Source organism: Streptomyces sp. NBC_00457, assembly GCF_036014015.1.
Taxonomy (GTDB): Bacteria; Actinomycetota; Actinomycetes; order Streptomycetales; family Streptomycetaceae; genus Streptomyces.
On the sequence record NZ_CP107905.1, the window covers coordinates 3,202,841 to 3,220,455 of the forward strand.

Genomic DNA, 17,615 nt, shown 5'->3' on the forward strand with positions numbered 1-17,615 from the left:
ATTCCGCAAGCAGCACCGCGTCACCCGTTCTCGGCCTGGAACATCCAGTGCTGCTTCTCCAGGTCCGCGGTGATCCCGATGAAGATGTCCTGGCTGACCGGATCGGGCTCGGCGGTCGCCTTGATCCGGTCCCGCATGCGAGTGATCACCGCACCCAGGGCATCGACCAGCGTGGCCACCGCATCGCCGTCCGTGACCCAGCCCTCGCGCACCGGACCGATACCGCTGCCGACTGCCACGGTCGCCGCGCGCCCGTCCGGTGAGACACCCAGCGCCGAGGCACGCTCGGCGACGGTGTCGGAGTGCGTCCGGGCCAGGGCCACCAGCTCGTCGAGCTGAAGATGGACGGAGCGGAAGCGCGGGCCGACCACGTTCCAGTGGATCTGCTTGGCCACCAGGGCCAGGTCGACCAAGTCGACGAGAGCGCCCTGCAGCGCCTCGGACACGGTCTTCAGATCCGCGTCGGACAGCGGGCTCTTGACGACGTACATCCGAACCTCCGTTGGGTCGCCCCGTCACATCTCTCCACCATGACCGCCCCACCCGACACCGGCAAACGGATCAAAAGGGACATACAGGGACGAGAAAACCCCGGCAGCGCTCCCCCGGTTCTTCCCGGAGGAGCCCCGACCGGGGCTTCACACACTTGGTCAGCTCATGCGCGCAGGCGCATGACTCACGCGGCAACCACGTCCACGGCCTCGGCGGGCGCCTTGATGGTCACCCGTTCCGGTGGCACACCGGTCACCGATACGGAACCCAGCATCGGACGCACCGACGTGGGTACGGACTCGCTCGAAGTGGCCGCAGCGGACCGGGCCAGCTCGGCGAGTGCGAGCTCGTCGCTCACTTCCCGCATGAGTTCGGACATCCGTACGTCCAGCGCGTCGCAGATGGCGGACAGCAGCTCGGAGGAAGCCTCCTTCTGCCCCCGCTCCACCTCGGAGAGATAGCCGAGTGAGACTCGGGCGGACGAGGAGACTTCGCGCAGAGTACGGCCCTGGCGTTGGCGCTGCCGACGCAGCACGTCACCCAATAGGCGACGGAGCAGAATCATCGGTGGCTCCCTCCTCGGACCGTGTAGCCGCATCCTTCACGCCCCACCGTACCGCCTTGCGCCGCGGCCGTGCGGGGAGCGATGTCGTGTTCACTCAGGGCTGCAAACATCAAAACCCCCCGTTCTGTTCCGTATCCTGTGCCCGCTCATTCCCAGTCTGTTCGCTCGCAAGCTGCTGCAGGAGCAGAGCGAGTACGCTCCGTACACTCTCCATACGAATTTCCGCCCGGTGGCCGTTCAACCGCAGCGAGGCCACTTTCCCGCCATCGGTTGCCGCGGAGTCCGCCGCGAAGGGGCCGTCGACGGCGATGAAAACCGTGCCGACGGGCTGTCCGTCCTGGGGTTCCGGACCGGCGACGCCAGTCGTCGCGAGGCCCCAGTCGGCGCCCAGCGCCTTGCGCACTCCGGCCGCCATCTGGGCCGCGACCTGCGGATCCACCGCTCCCCGCTGCGCCAGCAGGGTGGCGTCGACACCGAGCAGTTCATGCTTGAGCTCGGTGGCATAGGCGGTCACCGATCCCCGGAAGGCCTTGGACGCTCCTGGTGCCGCTGTGATTTCCGCCGCAACCAGCCCGCCGGTGAGGGATTCGGCGACGGCCAGCGTCTCACCCCTCACAGTGAGTAGTCTCACCAGCTCGTCAGCTGCGGAATTCATGCGTCCGCCTCCTCCGACGCGGCCCTGCGCTCGGCGATTCCCTGCCTGCGCAGCACAATGGCTTGTCTCACATAGTCGAGCCCGGTCACCACGGTCAGAACCACCGCCGCCGCCATCACCCACCACCGCAGTGTGGCGAGCCATCCCGTGAGCGCCAGGACGTACATCCCGACCGCGACGCCCTGGGTGAGGGTCTTCACCTTGCCGCCACGGCTCGCCGGAATGACGCCGTACCGGATGACGATGAAACGCAGCAGGGTGATCCCGAGTTCCCGGCCGAGGATGACGATCGTCACCCACCACGGCAGATCGCCGAGGGCGGACAGACAGATCAGCGCGGCGCCCATGATCGCCTTGTCGGCGATGGGATCGGCGATCTTCCCGAAGTCGGTGACGAGGTTGTACGCGCGCGCCAGATGACCGTCGAACAGGTCCGTGATCATGGCGATGGCGAAGGCCGCCCAGGCGAGCGAGCGCCACGCCGGGTCATAGCCGCCGTCGGCCAGCATCAGCGCGACGAAGCCGGGAACGAGAAGCAGCCGGAGCATGGTCAGGAGGTTGGCGATGTTCCAGACGCTGGCCTGATCGACGGCTGCGGCGGCCAGCTTTCCGCCCCGCGCCGACTTGGCGCCGCCCGATGCACCGGAGGCACCACCGGAGACGGACGCGGAGGCACCCCCGGAGACCGACGCTGCCGAGGTCACCGGTCCTTTCGCCTTGGCGGAGCCGCCCGCGGCGGACGCCGGGACTCCCGTCATCTGGTCGCCTCCTCTCCGTATCCGAGCGAGCCCTGCAACGGCTCGGCCACCAGGTCGACACCCTCCGTACCGACCACCTTCGCCTCGACCATACGACCGACGCCGAGGCCTTCGCCGCTCGTGAGCAGCACCTGGCCGTCCGTCTCCGGCGCCTGGTGCATACCGCGGCCGTACGCGCCCTCTTCGTCGTCGACCGATTCGACGAGCACCTGCACGGTCTCGCCCACGCGCTCCTCCGCGCGCTGCGAGACGAGTTCCTCGGCCAGCCGGGAGACATGTGCCAGTCGCTCGGCGACGACGTCCTCGTCCAGCTTGTGGTCGTACGTCGCCGCCTCGGTGCCCTCCTCGTCGGAGTAGCCGAAGACGCCGATGGCGTCCAGCCGCGCGCCGTTCAGGAATCGCTCCAGCTCGGCCAGGTCGGCCTCGGTCTCGCCGGGGAAGCCCACGATGAAGTTGGAACGCACGCCGGCCTGCGGGGCCTTGCTGCGGATGGTGTCGAGCAGTTCCAGGAAGCGGTCGGTGTCGCCGAAGCGGCGCATCGCACGCAGCACGTCGGGGGCGGAGTGCTGGAAGGACAGGTCGAAGTAGGGCGCGACCTTCTCGGTCGACGTCAGGACGTCGATGAGCCCGGGGCGCATCTCGGCCGGCTGCAGATAGCTGACGCGCACCCGCTCGATGCCGTCGACCTCGGCGAGCTCCGGCAGCAGGGACTCCAGCAGCCGGATGTCGCCCAGGTCCTTGCCGTACGACGTGTTGTTCTCGGAGACCAGCATGATCTCCTTGACGCCCTGCTCGGCCAGCCACCGTGTCTCGTTCAGCACATCGCTGGGCCGGCGAGAGATGAAGGAGCCGCGGAAGGACGGGATGGCGCAGAAGGAGCAGCGCCGGTCGCAGCCGGAGGCGAGCTTCACCGAGGCGACCGGGGAGCCGTCCAGACGGCGGCGCAGGGGCGCACGCGGACCGGAGACCGGAGCCACACCTTCCGGCAGGTCGGCCGGAGCGCCATGGCCGGGGAGGGCGACGTCGGACACCGACTGGCGCTCCGCCGGGCTGATCGGCAGCAGCTTGCGCCGGTCACGCGGGGTGTGGGCGGCGTGGATGCCGCCGCTCAGGATGGTCTGGAGCCGGTCGGAGATGTCGGAGTAGTCGTCGAAGCCGAGCACGCCGTCGGCCTCCGGCAGCGCCTGAGCCAGCTCCTTGCCGTACCGCTCGGCCATGCAGCCCACCGCCACGACGGCCTGGGTTCTGCCCTGCCCCTTGAGGTCATTGGCTTCGAGGAGGGCGTCGACGGAGTCCTTCTTGGCGGCTTCGACGAAGCCGCACGTGTTGACGACGGCGACATCCGCGTCCTCAGCGTCCTCGACGAGTTCCCAGCCGTCCGCCTCCAAGCGGCCTGCGAGCTCCTCCGAGTCCACCTCGTTACGGGCGCAGCCAAGGGTGACGAGTGCGACGGTACGGCGTTCAGGCATGGGCTCAAGACTACTTCGTCCCACTGACACCCCACGTCGACGGGGTTGGCCGATCTTGGCCAACCCCGTGAGTGCTTCACCCGATGCGACCGCTTATCCGACCTGCGGATCGCCCTTCGTGTACGTCAGCCGCTCGACGGCCCCCGGCTGCCAGTCCTCGTCGATCTTCTTGCCGTTGACGTAGAGCTGGATCGCGCCGGCGTCACCGAGGACGAGGTTGATCTTCTCGCTGTCCTGGAAGGTCTTGGACTCGCCCTGCTTGAGGAGGCCGTCGAAGAGGAGCCGGCCGTTGTGGTCCTTGGCCGAGATCCAGCTGCGGCCGTCGGCGGCGCTGACCTGGACGGTCACCTTGTCCTGGGGCGCGGCCGCGATGGCGCTGTCCGTCGGGTCGGGCTTGGGTTCGTCGGGCTTGGTCGGCGTGGGCGAGGCGGTCTTGCTCGTCGAGGGCGTGGACCCTTCGGCGACCTGGGTCTTGTCGCCGCCGTCACCGCCCTTGAACGCGGTGAACCCGACGAACCCGACCACGGCGACGATCGCGGCGACCATGGCCGCGGTCCAGTTGGGCCCGCGCCGCTCGGGGCGGATGCGTTCCGCCTCGAAGAGCGGGGCGGCCGGGGTCGGCGCCGGACGCCCGCCGTGGTCGGCGTCGTACTGGGCGAGCAGCGGGGCCGGGTCGATGCCGACGGCCTTGGCCAGGGTCCGGATGTGACCGCGGGCGTAGACGTCTCCGCCGCAGGGGCCGAAGTCGTCCGCCTCGATGGCGTGCACGATGGGCAGGCGGACCCGGGTGGCGTTGGTGAGGTCGTCGACGGTCAGCCCGGCCGCGATACGTGCCTGCTGAAGGACACGGCCGATCGACAGGCGGGCTTCCTCACGGTCGTCTTCGAACGGACGCTCGTCTTCAGGGGAGTTGCCGAGTGACACGGGGGCGCCTTTCGAGCGTATAGCCACCTGTGCTGGAGGTTCAGTCTAGGGGGGGTGCGAAAGGGTGGGGCAACCGGGCGGTGGGACTTTGTACGCCATCGGAATGGCCCGGCATCCCGATGGTGGGGCACAAGCTTTTCGCTTCCCTCAACTTGACGTACGTCCAAGGGAAACGGTTGCTCAATGATCCCTTACGGGCAGGTCACGGTTGAACATCGGCCCGCCGCGCATCCGCACGCAAGGTGACCACTGCGCGTGATTCCTACCCGTCAGACTCCCCACGGATCACGGCCAGCACGCCATCCAGCTCGTCAGGTTTCACAAGAACGTCACGTGCCTTGGACCCCTCGCTCGGTCCGACGATGCCCCGGGACTCCATGAGGTCCATCAGCCGGCCCGCCTTGGCGAAGCCGACGCGCAGTTTGCGCTGGAGCATCGAGGTGGACCCGAACTGCGTGGAGACGACCAGTTCGGCCGCCTGGCACAGCAGGTCGAGGTCGTCGCCGATGTCCTCGTCGATCTCCTTCTTCTGCTTGGTGCCCACGGTGACGTCGTCCCGGAAGACGGGCGCCATCTGGTCCTTGCAGTGCTGGACGACGACCGCGACCTCTTCCTCGGTCACGAAGGCGCCCTGCATACGGGTCGGCTTGTTCGCCCCCATCGGCAGGAACAGGCCGTCGCCCTTGCCGATCAGCTTCTCGGCACCGGGCTGGTCGAGGATGACCCGTGAGTCCGCCAGCGACGACGTCGCGAAGGCGAGCCGGGAGGGCACGTTGGCCTTGATCAGACCGGTCACGACATCCACCGACGGCCGCTGCGTGGCCAGCACCAGGTGGATACCGGCCGCGCGCGCGAGCTGCGTGATCCGCACGATCGAGTCCTCGACGTCCCGCGGCGCGACCATCATCAGGTCGGCGAGCTCATCGACGATCACCAGCAGATACGGATAGGTCTTGAGCTCCCGCTCGCTGCCTTCCGGCGTTTTGAGTTTGCCGTCGCGGATGGCCTGGTTGAAGTCGTCGATGTGCCGGTATCCGAACGCCGCCAGATCGTCGTACCGAAGGTCCATTTCCCGTACGACCCACTGGAGCGCCTCGGCGGCCCGCTTCGGGTTGGTGATGATCGGCGTGATCAGGTGAGGAATGCCCTCGTAGGCGGTCAGCTCGACGCGCTTGGGGTCGACGAGGACCATGCGCACGTCCTCGGGGGTCGCCCGCATCATGATCGACGTGATCAGGCAGTTGATGCACGAGGACTTACCCGAACCGGTGGCTCCGGCGACCAGGATGTGCGGCATCTTCGCCATGTTCGCCATCACATAGCCGCCCTCGACGTCCTTGCCGAGCGCGACCAGCATCGGATGCTCGTCCTCGGCCGCCGCCGCGAGCCGCAGCACGTCCCCGAGGTTGACCATCTCGCGGTCGGTGTTCGGGATCTCGATGCCGACCGCCGACTTTCCGGGGATCGGGCTGATGATCCGCACGTCCGGGCTGGCGACGGCGTACGCGATGTTCTTGGTCAGCGCGGTGATCCGCTCGACCTTGACGGCGGGGCCGAGCTCGACCTCGTACCGCGTGACCGTCGGCCCGCGCGTGAAGCCGGTGACGGCCGCGTCGACCTTGAACTCGGAGAAGACGGTGGTGAGCGAGGCGACGACGGCGTCGTTCGCGGCGCTGCGCGCCTTGCCGGGGCCGCCGCGCGTGAGGAGGTCGAGCGACGGCAGGGAGTAGGTGATGTCTCCAGAGAGCTGGAGCTGCTCGGCGCGCGGCGGCAGATCGCGGATCTCGTCGGGGGCGGACTTCGTGAGATCCGGTACGTCCGCCTTGAGCTTCTCCTGCTTCGGCCGTGCGGCCGGGACAGGCGTCGGGGTGGGGGTCGGCGTGCCTTCACGGTCGCCCACGCTCACGCCCTGGGTGAGGTCGGCGACGATCGGCGAGGGCGGCATGCCGTGCATCACGGCACCGTCCAGGGCGGCAGCGGCGGCGGCCGCGACGTCCACGGCGTCCATCTGCCGGTCCATCGCGGGCTTGGGCACCGCGGAACGCCTCGGACGACCGCGACGCCGCGAGAGGGCCTCCTGCTCCGCGCTCTCGGGGTCGTACGCCTCGGGCTTGGGTCCGCGCCTGCGCGGGCGCTCGGGCAGCGCGTCGCGCCACTGGTCGTCGTAGCGCTCGTCGTCGTCGGAGAACTCGTCCTCGTCGTCGGCCGGGTCGTGGAGGAGCCCGAGCTTCCTGCCGAGCAGCCGCAGCCGCTGCGGGATGGCGTTGACCGGGGTCGCCGTGACGACCAGCAGCCCGAAGATCGTGAGCAGCACGAGCAGCGGTACGGCGAGCAGTTCACCCATGGTGTACGTCAGCGGGGTCGCCGCGCCCCAGCCGATGAGACCGCCGGCGGCCCTTATGGCCTGCATGCCGTCGCTGCGGGCGGGCGCGCCGCAGGCGATGTGGACCTGGCCGAGCACGCCGATGAGGAGCGCGGACAGGCCGATCACGATGCGGCCGTTGGCCTCGGGCTTCTCGGGATGCCGGATGAAGCGCACGGCGATGAGGGCGAGCAGCGGCGGCACCAGCAGATCGAGGCGGCCGAAGGCGCCGGTGACCAGGATTTCGACCAGGTCGCCGACGGGACCGCGCAGGTTGGACCAGGTCCCCGCGGCCACGATCAGCGCGAGGCCGAGCAGCAGCAGGGCGATGCCGTCCTTGCGGTGCGCCGGGTCGAGGTTCTTCGCGCCCTGCCCTATGCCCCGGAACACCGCGCCGACGGCGTGCGCGGCGCCGAGCCAGATCGCGCGCACGAGCCAGAGGATGCCCCCGGTGGGGTTCGGCGCCGGCCTGGGCGCGGGCTTCTTGGCCGCGGCCTTCTTGGCGGGCGCCTTCTTCGCCGGGGCCTTTTTGGCGGCGGCCTTCTTCGCCGGAGCCTTCGCCGAAGCGGCAGCCTTCTTCGAAGGCTGCTTCTTGGCTGCGGAGGGACGTGAGGCCATAGGTGTGAGGTTACCGGTGGAGACGGCAGCGGACACGTGTGCCCACTGCTTCACCCGTTCGTGTCGCCCTTGCCGGGGCGGGAAACTGACGCGCGCTCAAACACCACGTGCACGCGGGTACAACTGCGTCTGCGGCAGGCGTCAGTTCTGCGAGGGCACCGACGGTGCTCCATTGCCCGCGCCCGGCTCCAGAGCGTCCAGCGCCCGGCGCAAGCCCGTGAGTTTGCGCTCGAGGTGCGCGGCCGTGGCTACGGCCGCCGCGTCCGCGGACTCGTCGTCGAGCTGCTTGGACAGCGCCTCGGCCTGCTCCTCGACGGCCGCGAGCCGCGCCGACAATTCGGCGAGCAGCCCGGCCGGCTCCTTCGCCTCGCCGACCGCGGTCTTGCCTCCGCCGCCCTCCAACTGGAGCCGCAGCAGGGCCGCCTGTTCCCGGAGCTGGCAGTTCTTCATGTAGAGCTCGACGAAAACGGAGACCTTCGCGCGCAGCACCCACGGGTCGAAGGGCTTGGAGATGTAGTCGACCGCGCCCGCCGCATAGCCGCGGAAGGTGTGATGCGGGCCGTGGTTGATGGCGGTGAGGAAGATGATCGGGATGTCCCGGGTCCGTTCCCGCCGCTTGATGTGCGCGGCGGTTTCGAAACCGTCCATGCCCGGCATCTGGACATCCAGCAGGATGACCGCGAAGTCGTCCGTCAGCAGTGCTTTGAGCGCTTCCTCCCCGGACGATGCCCGCACCAGCGTCTGATCGAGCGCAGAGAGGATGGCCTCCAGCGCCAGCAGATTCTCCGGCCGGTCATCGACCAGGAGGATCTTGGCCTTCTGCACCATGGCCCGCCCTCCTCGCCCCGGCTTGGGGCCTCCCCTGTCCTCAGGACTTGGGGTGACGCCGGTACGCGCCGCCCCAGGGGACGACTCCCTTGCGCCGCCCGTCCTTGTGCCGGTCATGGTAGCCGCACCCTGCCTGTCGCCACACCCTGTCACCGCGATGTCACTGTGCACGTAGCAGAAACGCAGCAGGAGACCAGAAGGTTCCCCGTATCCCGTACTTCTACACGGCTGCGGCCACCCTGCGTCAGCAACTCCGGGTGAACACCGAAGGTTCCCACTACTTCCCCGCCGCTTCGCCTCGCGCCCCGACGGTTTTGGTCACTCCTCCCTCATCCACTGCTGCATGACCGCCAGCAGATGATCGGGGTCGACCGGCTTCGTCACATAGTCGGAGGCACCCGACTCGATCGCCTTCTCCCGGTCGCCCTTCATCGCCTTCGCGGTGAGCGCGATGATCGGCAGCCCGGCGAACTGCGGCATCCTACGGATCGCCGTCGTCGTCGCATACCCGTCCATCTCGGGCATCATGATGTCCATCAGGACGACCGCCGCATCGTCGTGCTGCTCCAGGACTTCGATGCCCTCACGGCCGTTCTCGGCGTACAGCACCGACAGGCCGTGCTGCTCCAGGACGCTGGTGAGCGCGAAGACGTTGCGGATGTCGTCGTCGACGATCAGCACCTTCTGCCCGCCGAACCGGATACCCCGGTGCGCCCGCGGCGCCGTGGCCTGATCGTCGGCGGGCCAGCGCTCCTGTCCCGGCTGCTCGGCCGCCGCGATGGGCGTGGTCCTGCGCCGGCGCCTGAAGAGCGCGGCGGCGCCGTTCTGGGTCTCGCGGTACGACCTCACCTCGGCCGGCGTCTCGACCTCCACCTCGGACAGCTCCGACAGGTCGGCCGCTGCCCGGGACGCGGACGCCACCAGGTCGCCGGCCTCCAGCACGGGCAGCCCCTGGTGGTAGCCCTGCGGCGGCAGTTCGCTCGGATGCAGCGGCAGATACAGCGTGAACGTCGACCCGCGGCCCGGCTCGCTCTGCGCGTGGATCTCACCGCCGAGCAGCTGGGCGATCTCCCGCGAGATCGACAGCCCCAGACCCGTACCGCCGTACTTCCGGCTGGTCGTGCCGTCCGCCTGCTTGAACGCCTCGAAGATCACCCGCATCTTGCTGGCCGCGATACCGATGCCGGTGTCGGTCACCGAGAACGCGATCAGATCCGCGTCCGCGTCCCGCAGCGAGCCTGTCTCCAGGAGCTGCTCGCGAATCGCCAGCGGGACGTCCGCTCCGGCCGGCCGGATCACCAGCTCGACCGATCCGGAGTCGGTGAACTTCACCGCGTTGGACAGCAGGTTGCGCAGCACCTGGAGGAGCCGCTGCTCGTCGGTGTGCAGCGTGGCGGGCAGTTCCGGAGACACCCGTACGGACAGGTCGAGGCCCTTCTCCGCGGTCAGCGGGCGGAACGTGGCCTCCACGTAGTCGACGAGCTGGACGAGCGCGATACGCGTCGGCGAGACGTCCATCTTGCCCGCCTCGACCTTCGACAGATCGAGGATGTCGTTGATCAGCTGGAGCAGATCGGAGCCGGCGCCATGGATCGTCTCGGCGAACTCCACCTGCTTGGGGGTGAGGTTGGAGTCCGCGTTGTCGGCGAGCAACTTGGCCAGAATCAGCAGCGAGTTGAGCGGCGTACGCAGCTCGTGCGACATGTTCGCCAGGAACTCGCTCTTGTATCGCATGGAGACGGCGAGTTGCTCGGCACGCTCCTCCAGGACCTGCCGCGCCTCCTCGATCTCGGTGTTCTTGACCTCGATGTCGCGGTTCTGCTGGGCCAGCAGCTCGGCCTTCTCTTCCAGTTGGGCGTTGGACTCCTGGAGGGCCTTCTGCCGGTTCTCCAACTCCGCCGACCGCTCGCGCAGTTGCTCGGTCAGCTCCTGCGACTGCCGCAGCAGCACCTCGGTCTTGGTGTTGACGGAGATGGTGTTGACGCTGGTCGCGATCATCTCGGCGATCTGGTTGAGGAAGTCCTTCTGGATCTGCGTGAACGGCGTGAAGGACGCCAGCTCGATGACACCGAGCACCTTGCCCTCGAACAGCACCGGAAGCACGATCACTTGGGCGGGCGGTGCCTCGCCGAGCCCCGAGGAGATCTTCAGATAGCCGCTCGGCGCGTTCTCCACGAGGATCGTGCGCTTCTCCTCGGCGGCCGTCCCGATCAGCGCCTCACCGGGCCGGAACGACGTCGGCATGGAGCCCATCGAGTAGCCGTACGAGCCGAGCATGCGCAGCTCGTACGCGTCCTCCTGGTCGCCGCTGATGTCCTTGCCGTCGAGCAGGGGCATGGCGAGGAAGAACGCACCGTGCTGTGCGGAGACCACCGGCGTCAGCTCGCTCATGATCAGCGAGGCCACGTCGTCGAGGTCGCGGCGGCCCTGCATGAGCGCGGAGATACGGGCGAGGTTGCCCTTGAGCCAGTCCTGCTCCTTGTTGGCGATCGTGGTGTCGCGCAGGTTGGCGATCATCTTGTTGATGTAGTCCTGGAGTTCCTGGATCTCGCCGGAGGCATCGACGTCGATCTTCAGGTTCAGGTCACCGCGGGTCACCGCGGTCGCCACGCGCGCGATGGCACGTACCTGCCGCGTAAGGTTTCCTGCCATTTCGTTCACGGACTCGGTGAGGTCCCGCCAGGTGCCGTCGACGTCACGCACGCGTGCCTGACCGCCGAGCTGGCCTTCGGTACCCACCTCGCGGGCGACTCGGGTGACCTCTTCGGCGAAGGACGACAGCTGGTCGACCATCGTGTTGATGGTCGTCTTGAGCTCGAGGATCTCACCGCGGGCGTCGATGTCGATCTTCTTCGTCAGGTCACCCTTGGCGATGGCGGTCGTGACCATGGCGATGTTGCGCACCTGGCCGGTCAGGTTGGACGCCATCTGGTTCACGGACTCGGTGAGGTCCTTCCAGGTGCCGGCCACGCCCGGAACGTGCGCCTGCCCGCCGAGGATGCCGTCCGTGCCCACCTCGCGGGCCACCTTGGTGACCTGGTCGGCGAACGAACTCAGCGTCTTCACCATGGTGTTGAAGGTGTCCGCGAGCTGCGCGACCTCGCCGCGCGCCTCGATCGTCACCGTCCGCGTCAGATCACCGTTGGCGACGGCCGCCGCGACCTGGGAGATGTTCCGCACCTGCATGGTCAGGTTCTTGGCCATCAGGTTGACGTTGCCGCTGAGGTCCTTCCAGATGCCCGTGACACCCGGTACGTGCGCCTGGCCGCCCAGAATGCCCTCGGTGCCCACCTCGCGGGCCACGCGGGTCACCTGCTCGGCGAAGGACGACAGCTGGTCGACCATCGTGTTGACGGTGGTGACGAGTTCGAGGATCTCGCCCTTCGCGTCGACAGTGATCTTCTTCGACAGGTCGCCCTTGGCGACAGCGGTCGTGACCTCGGCGATCTGACGCACCTGGATGGTCAGGTTGTTCGCCATGAAGTTCACGGACTGGGTGAGGTCCTTCCAGGTGCCGGAGACGCCCTGCACCTCGGCCTGCCCGCCCAGCTCGCCCTCCGTGCCCACCTCACGGGCGACCCGGGTGACCTCCTCCGCGAACGACGACAGCTGGTCGACCATCGTGTTCAGGGTGTTCTTCAGCTCCAGGATCTCGCCGCGCGCGTCCACGGTGATCTTCTGGGACAGGTCACCCCGGGCCACCGCCGTCGCGACCTGCGCGATGTTGCGCACCTGGGCGGTGAGGTTTCCTGCCATTCCGTTCACGGAGTCGGTCAGGTCACGCCACACACCGGCGACGCCGGGCACCTGCGCCTGACCGCCGAGGCGGCCCTCCGTGCCCACCTCACGGGCGACCCGGGTCACCTGGTCGGCGAAGGCGGAGAGCTGGTCGACCATCGTGTTGATGGTGTTCTTCAGCTCCAGGATCTCGCCGCGCGCGTCGACGTCGATCTTCTGGGACAGGTCACCCCGGGCCACCGCCGTCGTCACCTGGGCGATCTGCCGCACCTGCGAGGTGAGGTTGCCGCCCATGAAGTTGACGGAGTCGGTGAGCTCCTTCCACGTACCGGACACGCCCGGTACGACGGCCTGCCCGCCCAGCCGGCCCTCCGTGCCCACGTCCCGGGCCATCCGGGTCACCTGATCCGCGAAGGCCGACAGCTGGTCCACCATCGTGTTCACGGTGTTCTTCAGCTGGAGCATCTCGCCGGAGACGTCCACGGTGACCTTCTGCGACAGGTCACCGTTGGCCACCGCGGTCGTGACCTGCGCGATGTTCCTCACCTGTCCGGTGAGATTCCGGAACGCGGTGTTGACGGAGTCCGTCAGGTCCTTCCACGTTCCCGCCGCGCCCGGGACCTGCGCCTGCCCGCCGAGCTCACCCTCGACACCGACCTCCCGCGCCACGCGCGTGACCTCGGAACCGAAGGACGACAGCTGGTCCACCATCCCGTTGACGGTGTTCTTCAGCTCCAGCATCTCGCCGGCCACGTCGACGGTGACCTTCTGCGACAGGTCACCGCTGGCCACGGCCGTCGTCACGGCGGCGATGTCCCGCACCTGGGTCGTGAGGTTCCGGAAGACCGTGTTGACGGAGTCCGTCAGGTCCTTCCACGTCCCCGCCGCACCCGGCACATTCGCCTGACCGCCCAGCTGTCCCTCGGCACCGACCTCGTTGGCCACGCGCGTGACCTCGTCGGCGAAGATCCGCAGCGTCTCGGTCATCTGGTTGATCGTGTCCGCGAGCTGCGCGACCTCACCGCGCGCCGACACCGTCACCTTCCGCGACAGATCACCGTTGGCGACCGCCGTCGTCACTTGTGCGATACCGCGCACCTGGGCCGTCAGGTTGCCGGCCATGAGGTTCACCGAATCGGTGAGGTCCTTCCACACGCCGGCCACACCCGGCACCTGCGCCTGCCCGCCCAGCTCGCCCTCGGTACCCACCTCGCGTGCGACTCGCGTCACCTCGGAGGAGAAGGACGACAGCTGGTCCACCATCGTGTTGACGGTGTTCTTCAGCTCCAGCATCTCGCCGGCCACATGAACCGTGACCTTCCGGGACAGATCACCCTTCGCGACCGCGGTCGTCACCAGCGCGATGTCCCGCACCTGGGCCGTCAGCCGGTACGCCATGGTGTTGACGGAATCCGTGAGGTCCTTCCACGAACCCGACATACCGCGCACCTGGGCCTGTCCGCCCAGCTTGCCCTCGGTCCCGACCTCACTGGCCACACGCGTGACCTCGTCGGTGAAGATCGACAGCTGGTCGACCAGATTGTTGACCGTCCGCCCGACCTTCAGGAACTCCCCGCGCAGCGGCTGCCCCGTGGTGCCGTCCGGCGCCTGCGTCCGCAGCTCCATACGCGGCGACAGATCGCCCTCGGCCACCGCCGAGAGCACCCGGCCGACCTCGGAGACCGGTCGTACGAGATCGTCGACCAGGGCGTTCGAGTGGTCGATGGCGGCCGCCCAGGAGCCCTCACAGGCGCCTGATTCCAGCCGTTCTGTGAGCTTGCCCTCTCGGCCCACCATGCGCCGCACGCGCGACAGCTCACCCGTCAGGTGCAGATTGCGGTCGGCCACCTCGTTGAAGACCGCAGCAATCTCGGACATCACGCCGTCACCGGACACCGTGAGCCGCTTGCGGAAGTTCCCGTCCCGCATCGACACGAGGGCCGCCAGCAGTCTGTCCAGGGACGCCGTGTCGACCGCGGTGGTCCCGCCCCGCGGTTTGCGCTGGTTACTCAGGGACTGTCCGCCTTTCGCGCGCGTTTTAGTGCCCCGCGTCGCTGCGCCAGACTCCACTTGTCCCTCCCGCAGGGGTCGACCGTTGCTGCTGCGATCCGGTACTACTGCTCGGCGTACCAGTTACTACTGCGTATTCCTGCCGGATATACCAGGCCACACCCGGGGCTGCTGCCCCCCGGAGGCGGATCTCACTCTGCCTGTCCGGACCTTCACAAGAAGCTTGCCCAGTGTTTCACCCTCGCTGAACCCGGCCATAACAGTTCGGCAGCTTCCCACACCGTCCGCACACCCTCCGGACGGAAACACTGCAGACCGGCATCCGCATGGACGGGGAAGGTAAGTAACCTTGCATGCGGCTGTCCAGCCGCGCCGGTCCGTCCGGCCTGGGCGGTGGCACGAGAACGAGCGGGCATCGGAGGGGCGGCCGCACCATGACCACCGGACTGATCCCGGGGGGACATCCCCCGGACCCCCGGCCGACCGACGGCCTGCCGTCGCAAACGCGACGGGAGCCGGTCGGCCACGGAGCCCTGCACGTCGACAACCGGTCGAGGAGTTCTGTGATCACCGCGCGCGCGGCCGCCAGCTTCGAGCCCGTCGGGCGATCGGTCGCGACCGCCCGCGCCTTCGTCCGCGACACGCTCCAGGGCTGGGGCTTCGCCGACATCGTCGACGACGCCGTGGTCCTCACCAGCGAGCTGGTGACCAACGCCGTGGTGCACGCGGGCACCTCCGCCGACGTCCTGTGCCTGCGCAGTGACGACGGCGTCCGGATCGAAGTCGCCGACCGCTACCCGGAGCGCGAAATCCCCCTCCAGGGCTCCGCCGTCAACATGGGCAGCCCGGACCGCGAGGGCGGCCGCGGCCTCCAGCTGTGCGCGGCGCTGGCCGGCCGCTGGGGCGTCGAGTACACGCCCACGCACAAGCAGGTCTGGTTCCAACTCGACCTCCCCGACCGTGCGGTGGGCACCCGCACGGCGGGCCCCTCGCTCCCCGCAGACCTCCTGCCCCTCGCCGACGGCCGCGTCCGCGTCGCCGTCGTCCAGATCGACCGTACGGGCTGCATCTCCGCCTGGAACGAGGACGCCGAGGAACTCTTCGGCTACGCCTCCGAACAAGTGAACGGCAAGCCCCTCACGGACCTCGCGGCCTGGCCGCACACCCCGGGCACCAGCACCGGCGTCGCGGAGGCACTCCAACTCTCGCGCTGGGAGGGCAGTTACGGCATCCGCGGAGCCAATGGCCGGGTGACCCCGGTGTACGCCTCCCACCTCCGAGTCCGCGACACCGGCGGCGAGCCGTCCACGGTCTGCCTTCTCGTACGGGACCACGAACGCGCCGTCCTGCAGACGCCGTTGCGCCATTCCTCCTCCGACTCCGGCACCGGCCCGGACGGCCAGAACACCGACCCCTTCGAGGTGTTCATCGGCTCCCCGCCCCCGGACGACCTCGACGGCCTCCTCCAGCGCACCGTGGAACGCGCCCGCGACATGCTCGACGGCGACAGCGCGTTCCTCCTCCTCGCCACCGACGACGAAACGGAGCTGGAGGTCCGCGCCTCCACCGGCCTGCCCTCCGCCCGCCAGCGCTTCGCCCGCGTCCCCGTCGAGGCGGGCCCCGGCCGCTACGGCTCGGCCCGCATGCCCGCGGTCCACGAGGACCTCACCATGGTCCCCGGCGCCGTACCCCTGCTGAACGGCACCGGTATGCGCTCGGTCGTCACCGTCCCGCTGAAGGTCGAGGGCCGCCTCACCGGCTCCCTGGGCGTCGCCGCGGAGGGCCCCGGCAGATACTCGAACGAAGAGGCACTGCGCCTCCAATTCGCCGCGGACCGCATCGCGTTGGCCGTCGAGTCGGCCCGACTGGGCGAACTGGAGCGCCTGCGCCGAGGCTCGCTGAGCTTCCTGGTCGAGGCCTCCGACCTGCTCGCCGGCACGCTCGACCGCGACCAGACGCTCGCCCTCATGGCCCAGATGACGGTCCCGACCCTCGCGACCTGGTGTGCGGTCTACACGATCGCCGACCAGGCCTCGGAGCCGTACCTGTCGTACGTCCTGCACGAGGACGAGGAACTCATCGACGGCATCAAGTCGTTGCTCTCGAAGATCGCCCCGCCGGATCCCGTGCCCACGCCCGGCGCCCGCGTCTGGTCGGCCCCCGCGGAGTCGGCCCACCAGGCGGCGCTGCGCACGTCCATGCGTAGCCTGGGCCTCGGCGAGCCCATCCCGCGCGTCAGCTCGGGCATCGGCCCGACGCTGGCCACGGCCTCGGCGGTCGGCGGCGAGACCGTGGTTCTGCCCCTCGTGGCCCGCAACCGTGTCATCGGCATGCTCACCCTCGGGAAGCCGACGGACGAACACTTCCGCCAGGAAATCCTGGAGCTGGCCGAGGACCTGTCCCGCCGAGCCGCCCTCGCCCTGGACAACGCCCGCCTCTACTCCGAGCGCACAGCCATCAGCCAGTCCCTCCAGCGCAGCCTCCTGCCGCCCGAACTCCCCGACATCGAGGGCGTAGAGGTCGAGGTCATCTACCGCGCGGCCGGCGAGGGCAACGAGGTCGGCGGCGACTTCTACGACGTCTTCCCCATCAGCGACGGCGCCTACGGCTTCGCCATCGGCGACGTCTGCGGTACGGGTCCGAACGCGGCGGCGGTCACGGGCCTGGCCCGGCACGCCTTGCGCCTGCTCGCCCGCGAGGGCCTGAGCGGCCCTGCGGTCCTGGAGCGCCTGAACTCCGCCATCCTCGACGAGGGCGCCCGCAGCCGCTTCCTGACGCTCCTGTACGGCGAGATGCGCCCCCAGGACGACGGCAGCGCGGAGCTGAAGGTCGTCTGCGCCGGCCACCCGCTCCCCCTCCGCCTCCGCCAGGACGGCACGGTCGAACCGGCCGCCGAACCCCAGCCGCTCCTCGGTGTCATGGAGGACCTCGAGCTGTACGAGCAGACGGTCACCCTGGACCCCGGCGACGTCCTCCTGTGCGTCACGGACGGCGTCACCGAACGCCGCGAGGGCAGCCGCATGCTGGGCGACGACGGCCTCACCGACGTCCTCACCACCTGCACGGGCCTCACGGCCGGCGCCGTCGCGGCCCGCATCATGCGCGCGGTGGAGCGCTTCGCATCCGACGCCCCGTCCGATGACATGGCGATCCTCGCGATGCGAGTCCCGGGACTCCACAAGGACTAGGACAACAG

10 protein-coding genes are annotated in these 17,615 nt (G+C 68.9%); 1 reads left to right on the forward strand and 9 read right to left on the reverse strand.

From position 1 onward, the window contains the following. Positions 1-20: 20 nt before the first annotated feature. From OG828_RS14535 to OG828_RS14575, 9 genes are all read right to left on the reverse strand, one after another. Complete coding sequence (locus tag OG828_RS14535) at positions 21-491, reverse strand: Dps family protein (RefSeq protein WP_328355502.1); 471 nt, start codon at positions 489-491, stop codon at positions 21-23. A 185-nt stretch (positions 492-676) separates the two neighbouring features. Next, complete coding sequence (locus tag OG828_RS14540; protein WP_328355504.1) at positions 677-1,057, reverse strand: helix-turn-helix domain-containing protein; 381 nt, start codon at positions 1,055-1,057, stop codon at positions 677-679. A gap of 109 nt (positions 1,058-1,166) precedes the next feature. Beyond that, on the reverse strand, positions 1,167-1,712 hold the full coding sequence (locus tag OG828_RS14545; RefSeq protein WP_210576813.1) for a CinA family protein: 546 nt from the start codon (positions 1,710-1,712) through the stop codon (positions 1,167-1,169). Next, positions 1,709-2,470, reverse strand: a complete 762-nt coding sequence (gene pgsA, locus OG828_RS14550; protein WP_328501368.1) for a CDP-diacylglycerol--glycerol-3-phosphate 3-phosphatidyltransferase — start codon at positions 2,468-2,470, stop codon at positions 1,709-1,711. Before pgsA ends, OG828_RS14545 begins: the two co-directional genes overlap by 4 nt. Continuing rightward, complete coding sequence (gene rimO / locus OG828_RS14555; RefSeq protein ID WP_328355509.1) at positions 2,467-3,939, reverse strand: 30S ribosomal protein S12 methylthiotransferase RimO; 1,473 nt, start codon at positions 3,937-3,939, stop codon at positions 2,467-2,469. The genes pgsA and rimO overlap by 4 nt, the downstream gene beginning before the upstream one ends. 93 nt (positions 3,940-4,032) lie before the next feature. Beyond that, the gene (locus OG828_RS14560; RefSeq protein ID WP_328438191.1) at positions 4,033-4,863 is read right to left on the reverse strand and encodes a helix-turn-helix domain-containing protein; all 831 of its coding nucleotides are present in this window, start codon (positions 4,861-4,863) and stop codon (positions 4,033-4,035) included. A gap of 262 nt (positions 4,864-5,125) precedes the next feature. Further along, complete coding sequence (locus OG828_RS14565; RefSeq protein ID WP_328501369.1) at positions 5,126-7,843, reverse strand: DNA translocase FtsK; 2,718 nt, start codon at positions 7,841-7,843, stop codon at positions 5,126-5,128. Positions 7,844-7,984: 141 nt separating this feature from the next. Continuing rightward, positions 7,985-8,671, reverse strand: a complete 687-nt coding sequence (locus OG828_RS14570; RefSeq protein ID WP_210576808.1) for a response regulator — start codon at positions 8,669-8,671, stop codon at positions 7,985-7,987. Positions 8,672-8,989: 318 nt separating this feature from the next. Further along, on the reverse strand, positions 8,990-14,479 hold the full coding sequence (locus tag OG828_RS14575) for a HAMP domain-containing protein (protein ID WP_328438194.1): 5,490 nt from the start codon (positions 14,477-14,479) through the stop codon (positions 8,990-8,992). 374 nt (positions 14,480-14,853) lie between these two features. Between OG828_RS14575 and OG828_RS14580 the strand changes: the two genes are divergently transcribed. After that, entirely contained in the window at positions 14,854-17,607 is a 2,754-nt protein-coding gene (locus tag OG828_RS14580; RefSeq protein WP_328355518.1) for a SpoIIE family protein phosphatase, read from the forward strand. The last annotated feature ends 8 nt before the right edge of the window (positions 17,608-17,615 follow it).

Coding starts and splice junctions, on each gene's coding strand:
- OG828_RS14535 (WP_328355502.1), bottom strand. CDS start 491: ATGTACGTCGTCAAGAGCCCGCTGTCCGACGCGGATCTGAAGACCGTG.
- OG828_RS14570 (WP_210576808.1), bottom strand. CDS start 8,671: ATGGTGCAGAAGGCCAAGATCCTCCTGGTCGATGACCGGCCGGAGAAT.
- pgsA (WP_328501368.1), bottom strand. CDS start 2,470: ATGACGGGAGTCCCGGCGTCCGCCGCGGGCGGCTCCGCCAAGGCGAAA.
- OG828_RS14565 (WP_328501369.1), bottom strand. CDS start 7,843: ATGGCCTCACGTCCCTCCGCAGCCAAGAAGCAGCCTTCGAAGAAGGCT.
- OG828_RS14540 (WP_328355504.1), bottom strand. CDS start 1,057: ATGATTCTGCTCCGTCGCCTATTGGGTGACGTGCTGCGTCGGCAGCGC.
- OG828_RS14545 (WP_210576813.1), bottom strand. CDS start 1,712: ATGAATTCCGCAGCTGACGAGCTGGTGAGACTACTCACTGTGAGGGGT.
- OG828_RS14580 (WP_328355518.1), top strand. CDS start 14,854: ATGACCACCGGACTGATCCCGGGGGGACATCCCCCGGACCCCCGGCCG.
- rimO (WP_328355509.1), bottom strand. CDS start 3,939: ATGCCTGAACGCCGTACCGTCGCACTCGTCACCCTTGGCTGCGCCCGT.